The sequence below is a fragment of the Micromonospora sp. WMMD737 genome (assembly GCF_049179055.1).
In the GTDB taxonomy this organism is placed as follows: Bacteria; Actinomycetota; Actinomycetes; order Mycobacteriales; family Micromonosporaceae; genus Micromonospora; species Micromonospora reichwaldensis.
This window is the reverse complement of the sequence record NZ_JBMHMH010000001.1, coordinates 1,823,753-1,841,759: the sequence shown is the minus strand read 5'-3', so window position 1 is coordinate 1,841,759 and position 18,007 is coordinate 1,823,753. Positions and strand designations below refer to the sequence as shown.

General features: G+C 76.7%; 9 protein-coding genes. All 9 read left to right on the top strand.

Translation table 11 applies throughout. The annotated features are described in order from the left end of the window. The first annotated feature begins 489 nt into the window (after nt 1-489). Genes ACN27A_RS07300 through ACN27A_RS07260 form a run of 9 tightly spaced genes read left to right on the top strand, consistent with a single transcriptional unit; the run spans nt 490 to nt 17,995 of the window. Complete coding sequence (locus ACN27A_RS07300; RefSeq protein WP_421450604.1) at nt 490-3,726, top strand: amino acid adenylation domain-containing protein; 3,237 nt, start codon at nt 490-492, stop codon at nt 3,724-3,726. Then, complete coding sequence (locus ACN27A_RS07295) at nt 3,719-4,777, top strand: TauD/TfdA family dioxygenase (protein WP_421450602.1); 1,059 nt, start codon at nt 3,719-3,721, stop codon at nt 4,775-4,777. The genes ACN27A_RS07300 and ACN27A_RS07295 overlap by 8 nt, the downstream gene beginning before the upstream one ends. Next, nucleotides 4,774-5,790, top strand: coding sequence for a TauD/TfdA family dioxygenase (locus ACN27A_RS07290; protein WP_421450600.1), 1,017 nt, complete (start codon nt 4,774-4,776; stop codon nt 5,788-5,790). Before ACN27A_RS07295 ends, ACN27A_RS07290 begins: the two co-directional genes overlap by 4 nt. Further along, on the top strand, nt 5,787-11,129 hold the full coding sequence (locus ACN27A_RS07285) for an amino acid adenylation domain-containing protein (protein WP_421450598.1): 5,343 nt from the start codon (nt 5,787-5,789) through the stop codon (nt 11,127-11,129). Before ACN27A_RS07290 ends, ACN27A_RS07285 begins: the two co-directional genes overlap by 4 nt. After that, nucleotides 11,122-11,874 (top strand): thioesterase II family protein, encoded by a 753-nt coding sequence (locus ACN27A_RS07280; protein WP_421450596.1) that lies wholly within the window; start codon nt 11,122-11,124, stop codon nt 11,872-11,874. The genes ACN27A_RS07285 and ACN27A_RS07280 overlap by 8 nt, the downstream gene beginning before the upstream one ends. Beyond that, entirely contained in the window at nt 11,871-12,575 is a 705-nt protein-coding gene (locus ACN27A_RS07275) for a thioesterase II family protein (protein WP_132238353.1), read from the top strand. Before ACN27A_RS07280 ends, ACN27A_RS07275 begins: the two co-directional genes overlap by 4 nt. Continuing rightward, the gene (locus ACN27A_RS07270; protein ID WP_132238351.1) at nt 12,568-13,410 is read left to right on the top strand and encodes an SDR family oxidoreductase; all 843 of its coding nucleotides are present in this window, start codon (nt 12,568-12,570) and stop codon (nt 13,408-13,410) included. The genes ACN27A_RS07275 and ACN27A_RS07270 overlap by 8 nt, the downstream gene beginning before the upstream one ends. Beyond that, nucleotides 13,407-16,220 carry a non-ribosomal peptide synthetase gene (locus ACN27A_RS07265; RefSeq protein ID WP_421450594.1) on the top strand — a complete coding sequence of 938 codons (2,814 nt, stop codon included), beginning with the start codon at nt 13,407-13,409 and terminating at the stop codon, nt 16,218-16,220. Before ACN27A_RS07270 ends, ACN27A_RS07265 begins: the two co-directional genes overlap by 4 nt. Further along, nucleotides 16,220-17,995 carry a condensation domain-containing protein gene (locus tag ACN27A_RS07260; protein ID WP_421450592.1) on the top strand — a complete coding sequence of 592 codons (1,776 nt, stop codon included), beginning with the start codon at nt 16,220-16,222 and terminating at the stop codon, nt 17,993-17,995. Before ACN27A_RS07265 ends, ACN27A_RS07260 begins: the two co-directional genes overlap by 1 nt. Nucleotides 17,996-18,007 lie beyond the last annotated feature (12 nt).

Sequence of the window (18,007 nt, the reverse complement as noted above, 5' to 3'; positions counted from 1 at the left end):
GGCTGGCGCGGGGCGGCGGGAGGAGCGCGCGACCACCCCGTCGAGGCCGCCAGCGATCCAATCCCGTCGATGCATGAATGATGGTAAGCGCTTTCCCGTCCCGGTGCGAACGCCGCCGACGCGACCGGCCGCCGGTGGTCGGGGGAGCTGCCCGATACCTGACAGTCGCCCGGTGCCCGCATCGGACCCGTTGACCGCGCGGCGGGACGTCTGCCGTGGTGGGGCCCGTCGGGGTGGCCCGGTCACCCGCGGGATCGGCCGGATCTGGGATTCCACGCGGGCGCCACTCGTGTCCCGAATCCTGGGAGACATCTTGGCAGTGGAATCGGCGGTCGTGGACTCTCTCTGCGGAGAGCGATGGCCCGGTGGCTCATGGTCACGATGTGTCACCCTCTCCGGTCGTCGACCTGGCAGCGGGCGCGCGACCGATCACCGTCGGTATTGGGGGGAGTGCTCGATGGGACGCGCCATGCCAGTCTGCGGTTCGCGGTGAGCGCACCCGCGCGCCCCGCCGGGCCGGTCCGTCGGCCCACCCCGTCCCGCTCCGCCGTCCGACCGTCCGCCGTCGACACCCTGCACCGGATGGTCGAGGCCCAGGTCGACCGGAGCCCGGACGCCGACGCCGTGTGGTGCGACGGGCAGAGCCTCACCTACGGCGAGCTGGACGCGGCGGCCAACCGGGTGGCCGCGCTCCTCGTGGACCGGGGGGTGCGCCCGGGGGACCGCGTCGGCGTCTGCCTGCCCCGCAGTCCCCGGCTCGTGGCCGCGCTGCTGGGCGTACTCAAGGTCGGTGCCTGCTACGTGCCGCTGGACCCCGCCTATCCGGCCGCCCGGGTCGCCTTCATGACCGAGGACTCCGGGGCCCGACTGGTGCTGACGGTGGCCGACCTCGCCGACCGGTTCGCCGACGCCGCGCTGCGTCTCGACGACCCCGGCCTCGACCTCGACGCCCGGCCGGCGGCCCGGCCCGGCCTGCCCGGCGACCCGTCCGACCTGGCGTACGTCATCTACACCTCCGGCTCGACCGGCCGGCCCAAGGGCGTCGCCGTCGAGCACCGCTCGGCCTCCGTGCTCATGCACTGGACCCGGGAGACCTTCACCGACGTCGAGTTGGGCGGCGTGCTCGCCGCCACGTCCGTCTGCTTCGACCTGTCCGTCTTCGAGCTCTTCGGCCCGCTCTGCTGGGGCGGTCGGGTGGTGCTCGTCCGCGACGCGCTGGCCCTGGCCGCGCCGGACGCCGACGGACTGCCCGTCGCTTTGGTCAACACCGTGCCGTCGGCGATGAGCGAGCTGCTCGCGGCCGGCGCGCTGCCGGGCAGCGTCCGCACCGTCTGCCTCGCCGGCGAGCCGTTGACCGCGGCGCTCGCCGCCCGGGTGCTCGCCCGGCCGCACGTACGCCGGCTCTGCAACCTCTACGGGCCGTCCGAGGACACCACCTACTCGACCTGGGCGGAGGTGCCGGCCGACGGGGGAGACCCGCCGATCGGCCGTCCGTTGCCGGGCACCCGCGTCTACCTGCTCGACGCGGACGGCCGGCCGGTGCCGCCCGGGGAGCCGGGAGAGCTGTACCTGGCCGGCGCCGGGCTGGCCCGGGGCTACCTCAACCGGCCGGAGGAGACCCGGGCGCGTTTCCTGGCCGATCCGTTCCGCCCGGGGGAGCGGATGTACCGCACCGGCGACCGGGTCCGGCTGCGCCCGGACGGGCAGTTGCAGTTCCTCGGCCGGATGGACGACCAGGTGAAGCTGCGCGGATACCGCATCGAGCTGGGCGAGGTGGCCGCACGGCTGGCCGCCCTGCCCGGCGTACGCGAGGCGACCGCCGCGGTGCGGACCGGGCCGAGCGGCGACCCGCTGCTCGTCGGCTACGTCGTCGGCCAGCGCCGCGACGACGTGCGGGACCTGCTGCGGGAGACGGTCCCCGCCCCGCTCGTGCCGTCCGCCGTCGTCTGGCTGGATCGCCTGCCGACCACCCCCAACGGCAAGGTCGACCGGGCGGCGCTGCCCGCCCCGGAGGTCGCCGCCGCCGCGAGCGACGGCGACGGCGCGCCGCTGGCCGGCTCCGCCGCCACGGTCGCCGCCGTCTGGCGCGACGTGCTCGGTCGGCCGGTGGACCGGGCGGAGGCCGACTTCCTCGCCCTCGGGGGCGACTCCCTCCTGGCCGTACGCTGCGCCACCCGGCTCGCCGCCGCGACGGGCCTGCCGGTCGCCCCGGCGGCGCTGTTCGCACACGCCACGGTGGAGGCGCTCGCCGGCCACCTCGACGACCTGCGCCGGGCCGCCGGAGCCACCACCACGGGCACCGCCGGGACCGCGACCGCCGGAGCCGCACCCGGGCCGGGGCACCCGTCGGCGGGCGGTACGCCGCCCGCGGCGCCCGTGGACACGGCCCCCCTCTCGGCCGCGCAGACCCGGCTGTGGTTCCTGCACCAGCTGGACCCGGCCGACACCTCCTACCTGGTGTCGTTCGCGGTCCGGCTGCCGCCGGGGACCGACCCGGGGACGCTGGGCCGGGCACTGCGCCGCGTGGTGGCCCGGCATCCGGCGCTGCGTACCGTCTTCCCGTCGACCCCGGACGGGCCGGTGCAGCGGGTCCGCGACGACCTCGACATCCCGCTGGTCGCCGCCCCGCCCCGGGCCGGGGTGCCGCTGGACGAGCAGCTCGACCAGCTCGCCGCCGTCGAGGCGCGTACCCCCATGGACCTCGCCACCGGCCCGCTGCTGCGCGCCCGACTGGTCGCCGCCGACGACGGGCGGGCGGCGCTGCTCCTGGTCGCCCACCACATCGTCTGCGACGACTGGTCGTTCAGCGTCATCGTGCGGGACCTGGGCCGCGCCTGCGAGGCCGAGTCGGCGGGCGCCGGGGCGGGTTCGCCGTGGCCGGCCGGTCCGGCGACCGGCCCGGCGGAACTCGCCGTGGCCCAGCGGGACTGGCTGGCCGCCCCGGCCGGCCGGGAGGCCGTGGCCGCCGTGGTCGCCGCGCTGCGCGACGCGCCGACGGTCCTGGACCTGCCCGCCGCCGCCACGCCGCCCCGCGCGGACCGCTCCCCGGGCGGGGCCGCCCTGCGGACCCGCATCGACGACGACACCGCCGCCATCGTCCGCGACCTCGCCCGCGCCAGCCGCGCCAGCCTGCACATGGTCGGGCTGGCCGCCTTCGCCGCGCTGGTCGCCGCGGAGACCGGCCGCACCGACGTGCTGATCGGTGTCGCCTTCGCCGGCCGGACCAGCGTCGCCGCCGAACAGAGCGTCGGCTGCTTCGTCAACACCATGCCCCTGCGCCTGCGGCCCGATCCGGAGCGGTCCTTCGCCGACCTGGTGGACGAGGCGCGCCAGGTGACCCTCTTCGCCGCCGCCCACCAGGACGTGCCGTTCGACGTCGTCGTCGAGCGGCTCCGCCCGGCCCGGCAACCGGGCCGCAACCCGCTGGTCCAGCTCGCGTTCGGCGTGCAGAACGCCCCGGCGGCCCGGCACGTCGACGCCTCCGGCGGCGAGTTCGTCGGGGTGGAGTTGACCCCCGACACCGCCCGGCTCGACCTGACCCTCTGGCTCGACGAGCGCCGCGACGGGCTGGAGGCGCTCTGGACCTACCGCACCGACCGCTTCGACGGCGAACTGGTCGACACGTGGCACCGCCGCTTCACCGCATTCCTACGCGGCGCGGCCGCCGATCCCCGGCGCAGCCTCGCCCGATGTGCCCACACCCTGGGGGGAACGAGAGATGAGTGAGCAGACCCCGGTCGCGCCGGTGATCCCGCGCCGCGGCCGCGAACGGTCCCTGGTCGACGTACGCCCCGACTGGCCCGGCGGGCCCCTGCCGGCCCTCGTCCAGGCCAACGTGCCCGACGTGGACCTGGCCGCCTGGCTGGCCGGCAACCGGTCCACCGTGGACGAGCTGGCGCACCGCGCCGGTGCCGTGCTGTTCCGTGGCTTCGCGGTGGACGGCGCGGCCGACTTCCGCACCGTCATGGCCGCCCTCTCCGACGACGTGCTCAGCTACGGCGAGCGCTCGTCGCCGCGCAGCGAGGTGACCGAGGGCGTCTACACCTCCACCGAGCACCCGGCCGACCAGCCGATCGTGCTGCACAACGAGCAGTCGTACACGGTGAACTGGCCGCTGCGCATCGTCTTCCACTGCGAGACCGAGCCCGCCGCCGGAGGGCGCACCCCGCTGGCCGACAGCCGCCGGGTGCTCGCCCGGCTGCGCCCGGAGACGGTCGCCGGATTCGAGCGCCGGGGCGTGCTCTACCGGCGCAACTACCTGCCGGGGATCAGCCTGCCGTGGCAGACGGCCTTCCAGACCGACGACCGGGCCGAGGTCGAGGCGTACTGCGCCCGTGCGCTGATCGACGTCGAGTGGGTCGGCGAGCAGCAGCTGCGTACCCGCCAGGTCCGCCCCGCCGTGCGGGAGCACCCGGTGACGGGGGAGCGGACCTGGTTCAACCACGCCCTGTTCTTCCACGTCACCTCGCTGCCGGCGGAGGTCAGCGCGGGGCTGCGCGCGTCGCTGGCCGAGGAGGACCTGCCCTACCAGACCGCGTACGGCGACGGCACGCCCATCGGCGACGACGTGCTGGCCGAGCTGCGCGCCGCGTACGCGGCCGAGACCCGCTCCTTCGCGTGGCGGCGCGGCGACGTGCTGCTGGTGGAGAACATGCTGGCCGCGCACGCCCGGGAGCCGTTCACGCCGCCCCGGCGCATCCTGACCGCGATGTCCGACCCGGTCGCCGCGCCCGAGCTGGCCGCCGCCACCGTGACCGCCACGGGGATGCGGTCGTGACGGGGCCGGCGCCGCGCCGACGGGGCAGCGGCGCGGTCACCTCGCCGGTGTCCCGCCGGGTGCTGGTCGACGACACGTTCGTGCTGATGGTGGAGGCCGCCGTGCCGGACCTCGACCTGGCCGGCTGGCTTGCGGGGCGCCGCGACGAGCTGCTGCGCGACCTCGACGCCCACGGGGCGGTCTTCTTCCGGGGCTTCGAGGTGGCCACGGCGGACGACTTCAGCCGGGCCGCCCGCGCGGTCAGCCCGGACCTGCTCGGCTACCTGGAACGCGCCGCGCCCCGGCACGAGGTCGCGGAGAAGGTCTTCACCTCCACCGAGTTCAACGCCGAGCAGTGGATCCCGCTGCACCACGAGATGTCGTACTCGCACAACTGGCCCACCCACCTCTACTTCTGGTGCGCCCAGCCGGCCACCGGCAGCGGCGGCGCGACCCCGCTGGCCAGCGAGCGGGTGGTGAGCCCGCGCATTCCCGCCGAGGTGCGCCAGCGGTTCCTGCGGCACGGGGTCAGCTACGTGCGCAACTACGGCCCGCACCTGGACCTGCCCTGGCAGGAGGCGTTCCAGACGACCGACCGCGCCGAGGTCGAGAAGTACTGCGCCGACTCGGCCACCGAGTACACCTGGCTCGACGGCGACGGGCTGCGGACCCGCGCCCGCCGGCAGGCGGTGGCGACCCACCCGCGCACCGGCGAGACGGTCTGGTTCAACCACGCGCACCTGTTCCACGTCTCCAACATGCCCGCCGAGGTCTCGGCCGCCCTGCTGCGCGAGTACGGGCCCGAGGGGCTGCCCCGCAACGCCTACTACGGCGACGGCGAGCCGATCCCCGACGAGGTGGTGGCCGGCATCCGGGACCTGTATCGGGAACACGCGGTGTCGGTTCCCTGGCAGCGCGGCGACGTACTGGTGGTGGACAACTTCCTCGCGACCCACGGTCGCGAACCCTTCAGCGGTGACCGGCAGATCCTGGTCGCCATGTCCGACCTCTACCTCAACCGGAGCGTGGTGTGAACGGCTACCGTCTGTCCCCGATCCAGCGGCTGGCCTGGTCCGGGGCGCAGGACCTGGTCCGCGCCCGGGTGCTGCTCGACCGCCCGCTGGACCGGGCCCGGTTGCAGACCGCCCTGGACGCGGTGGTCGCCCGGCACGAGGCGCTGCGCCTGGCCCTGGTGCACCACCCCGGGCTGCGGGTGCCGTTGCAGGACGTCGACGACGCCCGCAGCGTCGTCGTCGGCGCCCAGGGCGAGCTGTCGGTGACCGTCACCGACGACGCCCTGGAGCTGGCCGCCACACCGTTGATCGCCGACCCGGCGAGCCTGCGGCTCGTCCTCGCCGACCTGGCCCGCGCGTACGCCGACGGCCGGCTGGCCGACGACCCCGACGCCCTGCAGTTCCTCGACGTCACCGAGTGGCAGCTGTCGCAGCGGCAGGAGGCCGACCCGTTCGGCGCACCCGCCGCGCCGGCCGCGCGGCTGGTCACCCCGCACGGCGACGACCCGGCCGAGGTCGGCACCGCGACCCTGCCCGCCGCGGCACTGAGCGCCGCCGCGCGCGAGGCCGGCGTCGGCGTCGCGAACCTGCTCTTCGCCGCCTGGGCGCTCGCGCTGTCCCGCCGGACCGAACCGCCCGCCGGGGTCGACGACGCGGACCTGGTGCTGGCCCGGTGGAGCGACGGGCGGCAGGCCACCGGGACGGCCGGTGTCGTCGGCCCGCTGGGCGGCCACGCGCCGGTCCGGCTGGGCCTGCCCCTGCCGGCCGCACCCAAGGCGCTGCTCGACGAGGTACGCGCCGCCGAGTCCGCCGCCGAGGAGGCGTTCCACCTGGTCGAGCCGGTCGGCGAACACTCCGACGCGGTCGCCGGGTTCGCCGTCGTCCCGGCCGGGGACCCGGCGGCCCTGGGTGGCCTGGGCGCCACCGCCGTCGAGGTCTCCGCGCCGCCCGCGACGGCCGGCCCGCAGCTGACCGCCGTGGTCGGCGACGACGAGGTGACCCTGCGGGTCGTCGGGGGCCGCTGGCTGCTGGAGGGCCTGCTGGCGATCCTGGGGTCGCTGCCCCGGGCGCTGGCCGACGGCACGCCGCTGGTGCTGACCGGGGAGGGGGAGGCCCACTGGCTCGCCGACGCGGCCGGCCAGCCGTCCCGCGCCGCGGTGCGCACCCTCGTCGAGCTGCTCGACGACGGGCTGGCCGGCGCCGACCAGGACAGCCCGGCGGTGGTCGCCGCCGACGGCACGTACACCGTCGGCGAGCTGCGCGACGTCGCGGCCCGGGTCGCCGCCGGCCTGGTCGAGCGGGGGCTGCACCGCTCACCTGTGGGCGTGCTCGCCACCCGGTCCCGGGACACCGTCGCCGCGTTCCTCGGCGTGCTGCGGGCCGGCGCGGTGTACGTACCGCTGGATCCGGCGGCGCCGGCCGAGCGGCTCGCCGCGCAGGTCCGCGCGGTCGACGCCGGGCTCGTCGTCGGCGCGGGCGGCCCGGCGGGGCTCGCCGGCGCCACCGTCGCCGAGCTGGCCGCCGGCACCGCGACGGCGGCCGTGCCCCCGGTGGCGCCCACCGATGCGGCCTACGTCATCTTCACCTCCGGTTCCACGGGCACGCCGCGACCGGTCCAGGTCCCGCACGGCGCCGCGGCCCACCTGGCGTACGCGCTCGAGGAGACCGTGTACGCGGGCAGCCGGGCCGGGCTGCGGGTGGCGGTGAACGCCCCGCTCACCTTCGACGCCTCGGTCAAGCAGCTCGTGCAGCTGGCCCACGGCCGCAGCCTGTACCTGGTGCCCGAGGACGCCCGGCGCGACGGCGCCGCGCTGGCGGCGACCCTCGCCGACAACCGGGTCGACGTGCTCGACCTGACCCCCTCCCAGCTGCGCATCCTGCTCGCCGGGGCCGGCGACGCCCGGCTGCCGGAGCTGCTGCTGGTGGGCGGCGAGGCGATCCCGCCGGACCTCTGGGACACCCTTGCCGCGCTGCCCGGCGTCCGGGCGGTCAACCTGTACGGGCCCACCGAGTGCACCGTGGACAGCACCGCCGCCGAGATCCGCCCCGCGACGGCACCGACCATCGGCCGTCCCCTGCCGGGCGTCGGCGTGTGGGTCCTCGACGAGCGGCTGCGGCCGGTGCCGCCCGGCGTGGCCGGCGAGCTCTGCGTCAGCGGGCCGCAGCTGGCCGACGGCTACCTCGGCGACCCGGAGACGACGGGCCGCCGGTTCGTCCGGGCCGCCCTGCCCGGCGGCCGGACGGAGCGGGTCTACCGCACCGGCGACCGGGTGCGCTTCGACGCCGAGGGGCGCCTGAGCTACCTGGGCCGGCTGGACGACCAGGTGAAGATCCACGGCTTCCGGGTGGAGCCGGGCGAGGTGGCCGCGACGCTGCGGGCGCACCCGGAGGTCGCCGACGCGGCGGTCGTGGCCCGCGACGACGACGGGCACGGCGACCGCCTCGTCGGCTACGTCCGCCCGGCCGCGCCGGCCGTCGACGTCGACCTGGACCGGGTCGCCGGGATCAACCCGCACGAGACCCGCTACCTGTACGACGAGATCTTCACGCAGCGGGTCTACCTGCGCGACGGCATCGTGCTGCGCCGGGGCGCGACGGTCTTCGACGTCGGCGCCAACATCGGCATGTTCTCGCTGTTCGTCCACGCGGCCTGCCCGGACGCGACCATCCACGCCTTCGAGCCGGTGCCGTCGGTGGTGGCGGCCCTGCGGCGCAACGTCGAGGAGTTCGGCGTGCCGGCCACCGTGCACCCGGTGGGCCTGTCCACCGCGCCGGCGCAGGTCTCCTTCACCTACTACCCGGGCTATTCGATGATGTCCGGCCAGGCCGCGTACGCCGACCCGGCGGCCGAGGTCGCCGTGATCAAGCGGTTCCTCGCCAACGAGCGCGACCGGGGCGAGTCCGACCGGGAGACCCTGCTGGAGCGGGTCGACGAGCTGCTGGCGGAGCGCTTCGACGGCGCCGAGGTGACAGTCGACGTGCGCCCGCTGTCGGAGGTCATCGACGAGGTCGCGCCGGAGCGCATCGACCTGCTGAAGATCGACGTGCAGCGGGCCGAGGCCGACGTGCTCGCCGGCATCGAGGAGCGGCACTGGCCGCTGATCGCGCAGGTCGCCATGGAGGTGCACGACGCCGTCGGCACCGACACCGAGGGGCGCCTGGACGAGCTGATCGCCCTCTTCGAGGACCGCGGGTTCGACGTGGTCACCCGCCAGGACGACCTGCTCACCGGCACCGACCGGCACACCCTGCACGCCGTGCGCCCCGAGTACGCCGCCGACCCGCGGCCCGCGGTGGCGGTCCCGGACGGCCCGGCCGCCGGCCCGCTGGAGGCCCGGTTGACCGACTGGCTCGCCCAGCGGCTGCCCGCCCACCTGGTCCCCGCGGCCGTGGTGCTCCTCGACGACCTGCCGCTGACCCGCAACGGCAAGCTCGACCGGGCCGCGCTGCCCGCGCCGGAGCTCGACCGGGCCCGGCGGGAGCCGGCCGTGGCGCCGGCCAACCGGGCCGAGGAGATCCTCGTCGAGGCGTGGCGGGAGGTCCTGGGCACGCAGTCGGTCGGGGTGACCGACAGCTTCTTCGCCCTCGGCGGCGACTCGATCCGCAGCATCCAGATGCAGGTCGCGGCCAACCGGCGCGGCCTGTCGTTCCGGCTCGGCGACATCTTCGTGCACCAGTCGATCCGGGAACTGGTCGCGCACGGCGAGATCACCCTCACCGGGCCCGACGCCGATGCCGACGCCACCGACGTGGCCGGGGCGGCGGAGCCGTTCGCCCTGGTCGCCGCCGCCGACCGGGACCTCCTGCCCGCCGGGCTGGCCGACGCCTACCCGATGACCGCGCTGCAACAGGGCATGGTCTACCACTGCGAGCTGACCGGCGACCCGGCGATGTACCACAACGTCACCGCGCACCGCGTCGACGCGCCGCTGGAGGCGGAGGCGCTGCGCGCCGCGCTGGCCGACCTGGTCGCACGCCATCCGGTGCTGCGGACCGGCTTCTCCCTCGGCGCCTTCAGCGAGCCGCTGCAACTGGTGCACGCCGAGGTGCCGGTCGAGGTGCCGGTGACGGAGCTGACCGACGCCGACGGGGCCACCCGCCGGGCCCGCGTCGACGAGCTGGTGGCGGCCGAGCGGGTGCGGCCCTTCGACTGGGACCGGCCGCCGCTGCTGCGGCTGCACGCCGTCCGCGACGACACCGACACCTTCACCCTGATCGTGGCGGAGTGCCACGCGATCCTCGACGGTTGGAGCCTGCACCTCCTCCTCGGCGAACTGCTGGCCGCGTACGACCGGCGCCGCGCCGGGCTGCCCGTGCCGCACCGCCCGACGTTGCCGTTCCGCGCGTACGTGGCGGCGGAACGGGAGGCCGTGGCGGACGCCGGGTCGCGCCGGTTCTGGCTCGAGGGCGCCGGCGGCGTGCCGCCGCTGCTGCTCGGCGGGGCGGAGCCACGGATCACCACCACCCGGCGGGTGCCGCTGGCGGCGTCCACCACCGACACCGTCACCGAGGCCGCCCGGGCCGCCGGCGTACCGGCCAAGTCCTGGCTGCTCGCGGTCCACCTGCGGGTGATGGGGGAGGCCGCCGGCCGGGACGAGGTGGTCACCGGGCTGGTCGTCGGCGCCCGGCCCGAGGCCGAGGGGAGCGACGCCACGCTCGGGCTGTTCCTCAACACCCTGCCGGTGAGCGCCGTGCTGGGCACCCGGTCGCTGGCCGAGCTGGCCGCCGACGCCTGGCAGGCGGAGCGGTCGCTGATGGGCCACCACCGCTTCCCGCTCGCCGAGATCGTCCGGGCGGGCGGGGCCGGGCCCCGGTTCGACCACTTCTTCAACTGGACCCACTTCCACGGCGGCGCCGACGAGGGCGAGGACGGCGGGGGCCGAGGCAGCCGCATCGTCGACAGCCGGGGCATCACTGTCGACGTGGCGTTCAGCCTCGCCGTCGACGTGGAGGTGGACCCGGCGACCGGCCAGCTCGCCCTGACCCTCCAGTACGACGCCCGGCACGTCGACGAGGCGCGGGCCGACCGGCTGGCCGAGGCGTACCGCCGGCTGCTGGCGACCGACCCGACGGCGCCGCTGCCCGCCGTCGGACCGTCGGGTCCCGTCGTCCCCGCCCCGCGTGACGGGGACGCCCGGGACCGCTGGGCGGCCCGGGTGGCGTCGGTCTGGCAGGAGGTCGTCGGCGTGGCGCCGCGCGGCGAGCGGGCGGAGTTCCTGGCCGCGGGCGGCGACTCGCTGCGCGCGCTGCGCCTGGTCACCGCGCTACGGCAGCGCCACGGCAGCACCATCACCCTGCCGGAGTTCGTCGCGCTGGGCAGCTACGGCGCCGTCGTCGAGCGGGTGAGCCGCGATGGCTGAGAACCCGTGGCTGGTGATCCGGGCACCCGTCGCCCGGCCCGCCCTGCGCCTGTTCTGCCTGCCCTACGCGGGCGGCAACGCCGGGGCCTTCGAGACCTGGCGGGCGGGGCTGCCGCGCGCCGTCGAGGTGAACGCGGTGCAGTACCCGGGCCGCCGCGAGCGGGTCGCCGAACCCGCGCCACGGCGGATGACGCCGCTGGTGCAGGCCCTCGAGGCGGCCCTGGCGCCGCACCTGGACCGGCCCTACGCGGTCTACGGCGACTGCCTCGGCGCGTACGTGGCGTTCGAGCTGGTCCGCCGGCTGGAGCGACGCGGGCACCGCCCCGCCGATTTCCTGGTGGTCTCCTCGGCCGTCGCCCCGCACCGCGCCGAGGCCGAACCGGACCACTCCGGCGCCGACGACGCCACGTTCCTCGCCGAACTGGTCGCGCTGGGCACGATGCCGGCTGCCGTCGCCGCGCACCCGGAGCTGGCCGCCGCCGCGCTGCCGGCGGCCCGCGCCGACTTCGAACTCGGCCGCAGCTACCGCTACCGCGACGCCGGCCCGATCGGCGTGCCGGTCACCGCGATCCGCGGCGACGCCGACCCGCACGTCGACGACGTCGGGACGGCGGCGTGGGCCGACCTCACCACCGCCGGCTGCACCACCGTCACCGTCCCGGGCGGGCACGACCTGCTCGCCCGGGCCGACCCCGGACTGCTCGGCGCCGTCCGGTCCGCCCTCCTCGGCAAGGAGCCGTCTTGACCGTCACGTCACTGCTCTGCTTCCCGTACGCCGGCGCGGGCGCCTCGGTGTACCAACCGTGGCAGCGGGTCGCACCGCCCGACCTGGAGATCCTCCCGGTGCAGTTGCCGGGCCGGGAGAAGCGCTTCGTCGAGGAGCCGTACCGCCGGATGGACCAGGCCGTCGACGGGCTCCTCGACGAGGTGCTCGAACTGGTCGCCGGCCGCGACCGGGTGGCGCTGTTCGGCCACAGCATGGGCGCGGTGCTCGCGTACGAGATGGCCGGCCGGCTGGCCCAGGCGGCCGGGGTGCGGCTGGCGCACCTGTTCGTCAGCGGCTCGCCCGACCCGTGGTCGGGCCGCGACCACACGGCCGCCGACCTGCCCGACGACGAGTTCGTGGCGCGGGTGGAGGAGTTCGCCGGCTACACGCACCCGGCGCTGGCCGACCCCGACATGCGGGAGCTGCTGCTGCCGACCCTGCGCGCCGACGTGGAGCTGCACGAGGGCTACCGGCCGGGCGGCGACAAGCGGCTCGACGTGCCGGTGACCGCGCTGCGCGGCGCCGACGACACCCTGGTGGCCGCCTCCGCGCTGGCCGGCTGGGACCGGGTCACCTCCGCCGGGTTCGCCTCCCTCACCGTCGCCGGCGGACACATGTACCTCGCCGACGACCCGGCCGAGCTGCTGGCGCTGGTGCGACGGAGGCTGGCCGGTGCCTGAGCCGACGCCGGGCCGGCTGGCCGGCCGGACCGCGATCATCACGGGCGCCGCGCGGGGACTCGGCCGGGCCTGCGCGACCGCCTTCGCGGCGCAGGGCGCCGACCTGGTCCTGGTGGACGTGGCCCACGACCTGCCCGACGTGCCGTACCCGCTCGGCTCGGCCAGCCAGCTCACGCACACCGCCAAGCTCTGCGCGGAACTGGGGGTGGCCGCGTACCCGGTCGAGGCCGACGTGCGGGACCTCGACGCGGTCCGGGCCGCCGTCGCGCTCTGCCTGGACCGGTTCGGCCGGATCGACGTCCTGGTGAACAACGCCGGCATCGCGGCGCCCTCCGGCAAGCCGGTGCACGAGATCAGCGAGGCCGAGTGGCAGCTCATGCTCGACGTCGACCTCTCCGGCCCGTGGCGGATGGTCAGCGCGGTCGGCGCGGTGATGTGCCGACAGCGCGCCGGGAGCATCGTCAACGTGGCGTCGACCGCCGGCCTGGTCGGCTACCGGCACTTCGCCGGGTACGTCGCCGCCAAGCACGGCCTGGTCGGCCTGACCCGGGCCGCGGCGCTGGACTACGCGCCGCTGAAGGTGCGGGTCAACGCCCTGTGCCCCGGCTCGGTGCGCGACGACCCGTACGTCGAGGGTCGGATGCTGGCCGAGATCGCCCGCTCGCTGGAGGTGCCGGTCGCCGAGCACGAGGAGACGTTCGTCCAGGCCCAGCCGATGAACGCGCTGATCGAGCCCGACTCGGTGGCCCAGGCCGCACTCTGGCTGGCCTCCGACGAGTCGTCGCAGGTCACCGGCTCGGTCATCACCGTCGACGGAGGATTCACGACCCGATGAGCAGCCGTCCACAGCCCACCCGACAGCAGTCCGACCCGGGCCGCTCCTGCCACGCGGCGGCGGTGGCCGTCGCCGGCGGCCCCGACGAGGTCGCCGCCCGGTTCGCCGCCGCGCTGGCGCGGCGGGGCCTCGACGCCGCCCGGCTCTGGGTGGACCGGGTGCCCGCGGCGGCGACCGTCGCGCGCCGCGCCGCCGAACTGGCGCGACCGCTGCCCGCCGACGGTCCGCCGGTGCGGGCGGTGCTGCTGCGCCACGACGCCGGCGCCGACCTGGTGCTCGTCGCCCGGCGTGGCCCGCTCACCGGCCGCGCGCTGGGCGAGCTGGCCCTCGAGGCGGCCGGGACCGCGCCGCCGGCCGGGGCGGAGCCGACCGCCGGCCCGGGGCCCGGGGACCGCCCCGAGGGTGTCGCGCCGGACCCGGCCGGGCAGCCGGGGCCGGCCGGGCAGCCGGAGCCGCCGGGGAGCGCCGCCGGGGAGACGGCCGGGGCCGAGGACGACGGGGAACACGAGGGCGACACCGCCTGGCGGGGCGGGAACCCGCGCGCCGACCGGACCGCGTCGTACGCCTTCGCGGTGCCCGCCGGGACCGACGTGCTGGCGCTGACCGGCGCGGTCGGCGCGGTGCTGGCCCGCTTCGGCGGCGTGCGCCGGGTGCGGGTCGGCACGCTGCGCGACGAGGGGCCGGCGGTCGTGCCCGTGTCGGTGGACGGCACCCTGCGCGCCCTCGCGGCCCGACCCGCCGAGCCGACCCCGTGGCCCGTCCCCTGGCGGTCGCCCGACGCCGGTCCGCCGGAGACCGCGGTCGGCGTGCTGACCGCCGACAGCCCGGCCGACACCTACCTGCCCAGCCTGACGCCGCCGTGGCCGCTCACCCTGACGCTGCGCGGCAGCACCGTCACCTGCGACTTCCACACCGGCGTGTGGTCCCCCGCCGTGGTCGCCACGGTGGCGGGCTACGTCGCCCGCGTCCTCGGCCAGCTCCTCGCCCACGGCGACCGCGCGTTGGCCGACTGCGACCTGTTCGACGACGCCGAGCGGGACCGGGTCGCGGCCCTCGGCGGGGCGGCCGTCGGCCTGCCCGAGCCGACCGGCGGCATCCACGACCTGGTGGCCGCGTGGGCGCGGGACACCCCGGACGCCCCGGCGGTGTCCTACGGCGCCGACCGGCTCACGTACGCCCAGCTCGACGCCCGCGCCGGGCGGATCGCGGCGGCGCTGCGGGCGCGGGGCTGCGGCCCGGGCACCCGCGTCGGCGTCTGCCTGGAACGCTCCGTGGACCTGGTGGCGGCGCTGCTCGGCGTGCTCAAAGCCGGCGCCGCCTACGTGCCGATCGACCCCACCTACCCGGCCGAGCGCATCCGCTACACCGTCGAGGACTCCCGCGTGAGCCTGCTCGTCGGCGCCGACGGCGTGGAGGTCGACGAGCTGCTCGCCGACGACACCGACGACGCGACGGGCGGCGAGGCGGCGACGGCAGGCCCGGACGACCCCGCGTACGTCATCTACACCTCCGGCTCCACCGGCCGGCCGAAGGGGGTCCAGGTCCCGCACCGCAACGTGCTGGCCCTGGTCGCCGCGACCCGGGACGAGTTCGGGCTCGGCCCGGCGGACACCTGGACGATGTTCCACTCCAGCGCGTTCGACTTCTCGGTCTGGGAGATCTGGGGCTGCCTGCTCACCGGCGGGCACCTGGTCGTCGTTCCGCACCTGGTGGTCCGCGACCCGGCCGAGTTCCACGCCCTGCTGCGCGCGGAGCGGGTCACCGTGCTCAACCAGACCCCGTCGGCGTTCGCGCAGCTCGTCGACGCCGACCGGCGGGCCGCGCACCGGCTGGGGCTGCGCCTGGTGGTGTTCGGCGGCGAGCCGCTGGACGCCGGCATGCTGACCGGCTGGTTCGACCGGTACCCGGAGCGCGACTGCCGGATGGTCAACATGTTCGGCATCACCGAGACCACCGTGCACGTCACCGCGCAGACCATCGACCGGGGCCTGGCCCTGGCCGGCACCCGCTCCGTGGGCCGCCCGCTGCCCGGCTGGTACGTCCACGTGCTCGACCCGGCGGGGCGGCTGCTGCCGCCCGGCGCCGCCGGGGAGATCCACGTCGGCGGCGTCGGGGTGGCCGACGGCTACCTGCACCGCGACGAGCTGACCGCCCAGCGCTTCCTGCCCGACCCCTGGCGGGGCGGGCGGATGTACCGCAGCGGCGACCGGGGCCGGCTGCTCCCGGACGGGCGGCTGGAGCACCTGGGCCGGCTCGACGACCAGGTCAAGATCCGTGGCTACCGGATCGAGCTGGACGAGATCCGCCAGGTGCTGCTCGACGACCCGGACGTGCTGGCCGTGGCGGTCACCGTGGACACCGCCGACGCCCGGCTGCACGCGTACGTGGTGCTCGCCGACGGGGCCGACCCGCCCGCCGAGCTGCGCCGCCGGGTGGCCCGGATCCTGCCCGAGTACATGGTGCCGGCCACGGTGACGCCGCTGCCGGCGCTGCCGCTCACCGCCAACGGCAAGCTCGACGCCGCCCGGCTGCCCGCGCCGGCCGCCCGGCCCCTGCCCGCCCCCCGGGAACCCGCCGACCCCGGGGCGGGGCCCGGCCGCGCCGAGCGGATCCGGGCGGTCTGGGAGCGGGTGCTCGGCGCCGAGGTGGGGCCGGAGGACAACTTCTTCGACCTCGGCGGCAACTCCCTGCTCGCGTTGCGGCTGCTGCGTGAACTGCGCGCGCAGGGCCTCGGCGAGTTCACCCCCCGCCACCTGTACGTGCACCCCACGGTGCGCGCCCTGGTCGGCGCGACCGGTGCGGAGCGGTGATGGCCGACGTCGACACGCTGACCCGCCTCTGGCCCCAGGTGCGCGGGGTGGCCGTGAAGGGCGGCTGCGCGTACGTGGTGGCCGAGGACTACCTCGACCCGCTGCACCTGCGCGGCCTGCTCGCCCGGGAACTGCCCGACGCCGAGCTGCCCCGGCACATCGTGCAGGTCGACTCCCTCGACCCCGCGGACCTGGTCGAGCCGGACGACCGGTTCGGGGCGTACCTGCCGCCGCGCGACGACACCGAGCGCGTCCTGGTGCGCATCGCGGAACGCCTGCTCGGCGTGCCGAAGCTGGGCGTGCTCGACGACTTCTACGCCGCCGGCGGCGACTCGCTCGCCGCGACCGGACTGGCCGTCGAGGCACAGCGGGCCCTCGGGGTGGGCGTCTCCCTCGCCGCGGTGCTGCGCCACCCGACGGTGGCCGGGCTCGCCGAGGAGATCGGCCGGGCCCGGGCGGCCGTGCCGCTGCCCCGCGCCGAGGCGGCGGGCGCCTACCCCCTCTCCCCGCAGCAGCGCCGCGTCTTCCTCGCCCAGTCCCGCGACCCCACGTCGGTGACCTACAACCTGCCGCTGCTGGTGCCGCTGCCGGCGGACGTCGACCGCGCCCGCCTGGCGGACGCGTTCCGCGCCGTCATCGCCCGGCACGACATCCTCCGCACCGCCTTCGGCACCGAGGCGGGCCGGCCGGTGCAGCGGGTGCTGCCGGCCGTCGGGTTCGACCTGCCGGAGGTCGAGGGCACGGGGACGCTGCCGGTCGAGCCGTTCGACCTGGCCGCCCCGCCGCTGCTGCGGGCCGGCCTGCGGCGTACCGGCGACGGCCCGGTGCTGGCGTTGGACCTGCACCACATCGTCACCGACGGCCTCTCCCTGGCGTTGCTGCTGCGCGAGGTCGACACCGTCTACGCGGGCGGCGAGCCACCGCCGGTCCCCGCCCAGTACGCCGACTACGCGGTGTGGGCCACCGCCGGGGAGCCGCCCGGGGGCGACTACTGGCGGCGGCGCTTCGCCGAGCCGCCGGCGCCCCTGCGGCTGCCCACCGACGCGGCGCGGCTGACCGGCCGCCCGGCGACGGCGCGGGCCGGCACGGTCGAGTTCGACGTGGGGGCGGAGCGGACCGCCGCGCTGCGGGCGCTGGCCCGGCGCGAGGGGGTGACCCTGTTCCAGGTGCTGCTCGCCTGCTACGCGACCTTCCTCGCCGCGGCCACCGGCGGGACCGACGTCACGGTGGGCACCCCGGTGGCCGGTCGCGGCGCCCCGGGCCTGGACGCGACCATGGGGATGCTGGTCAACACGGTCTGCCTGCGGCACCGGGTGCGGCCGGAGGTTACCTTCCGGGAGTTGCTGACCGAGGTGGCGCACGACGTGGTCGACGCGTTCGCGCACCAGGACTACCCGTTCGACACGCTGGTCGCCGAGGTGCTGCCCGTCCGCGACCAGGACCGGCATCCGCTCTTCGACACCCTGTTCGCGATGCAGCACGCCGAGGTGGCCGCCGCCGACTTCCTGGGGCGGCGGGTCGAGTTGGCCGTCGCGCCCACCGGCCAGGCCATGTTCGACCTGGACATGCAGGTCTACGAGCGCGCGGACTCGCTGCGCGTGCACTGGGCGTACGACGCCGGGCTGTTCCTGCCCGGGACGGTGCGGGCCTTCGCCGACCTCTGGCTGGAGATCGCCGACACCGTCCTGGCCGACCCCGGGGTGCCGGTCGGCGAGCTGACCGGGGCCCGCCGGGTCGCCGCCGGGGCACCCTCCACCATCGACATCGAGTTGTGAGCCGGAGAGATC

Bases quoted from the DNA above. Each gene is read 5' to 3' on its own strand.
- ACN27A_RS07280 (WP_421450596.1), top strand. From the start codon at position 11,122: ATGGCTGAGAACCCGTGGCTGGTGATCCGGGCACCCGTCGCCCGGCCC.
- ACN27A_RS07265 (WP_421450594.1), top strand. From the start codon at position 13,407: ATGAGCAGCCGTCCACAGCCCACCCGACAGCAGTCCGACCCGGGCCGC.
- ACN27A_RS07260 (WP_421450592.1), top strand. From the start codon at position 16,220: ATGGCCGACGTCGACACGCTGACCCGCCTCTGGCCCCAGGTGCGCGGG.
- ACN27A_RS07295 (WP_421450602.1), top strand. From the start codon at position 3,719: ATGAGTGAGCAGACCCCGGTCGCGCCGGTGATCCCGCGCCGCGGCCGC.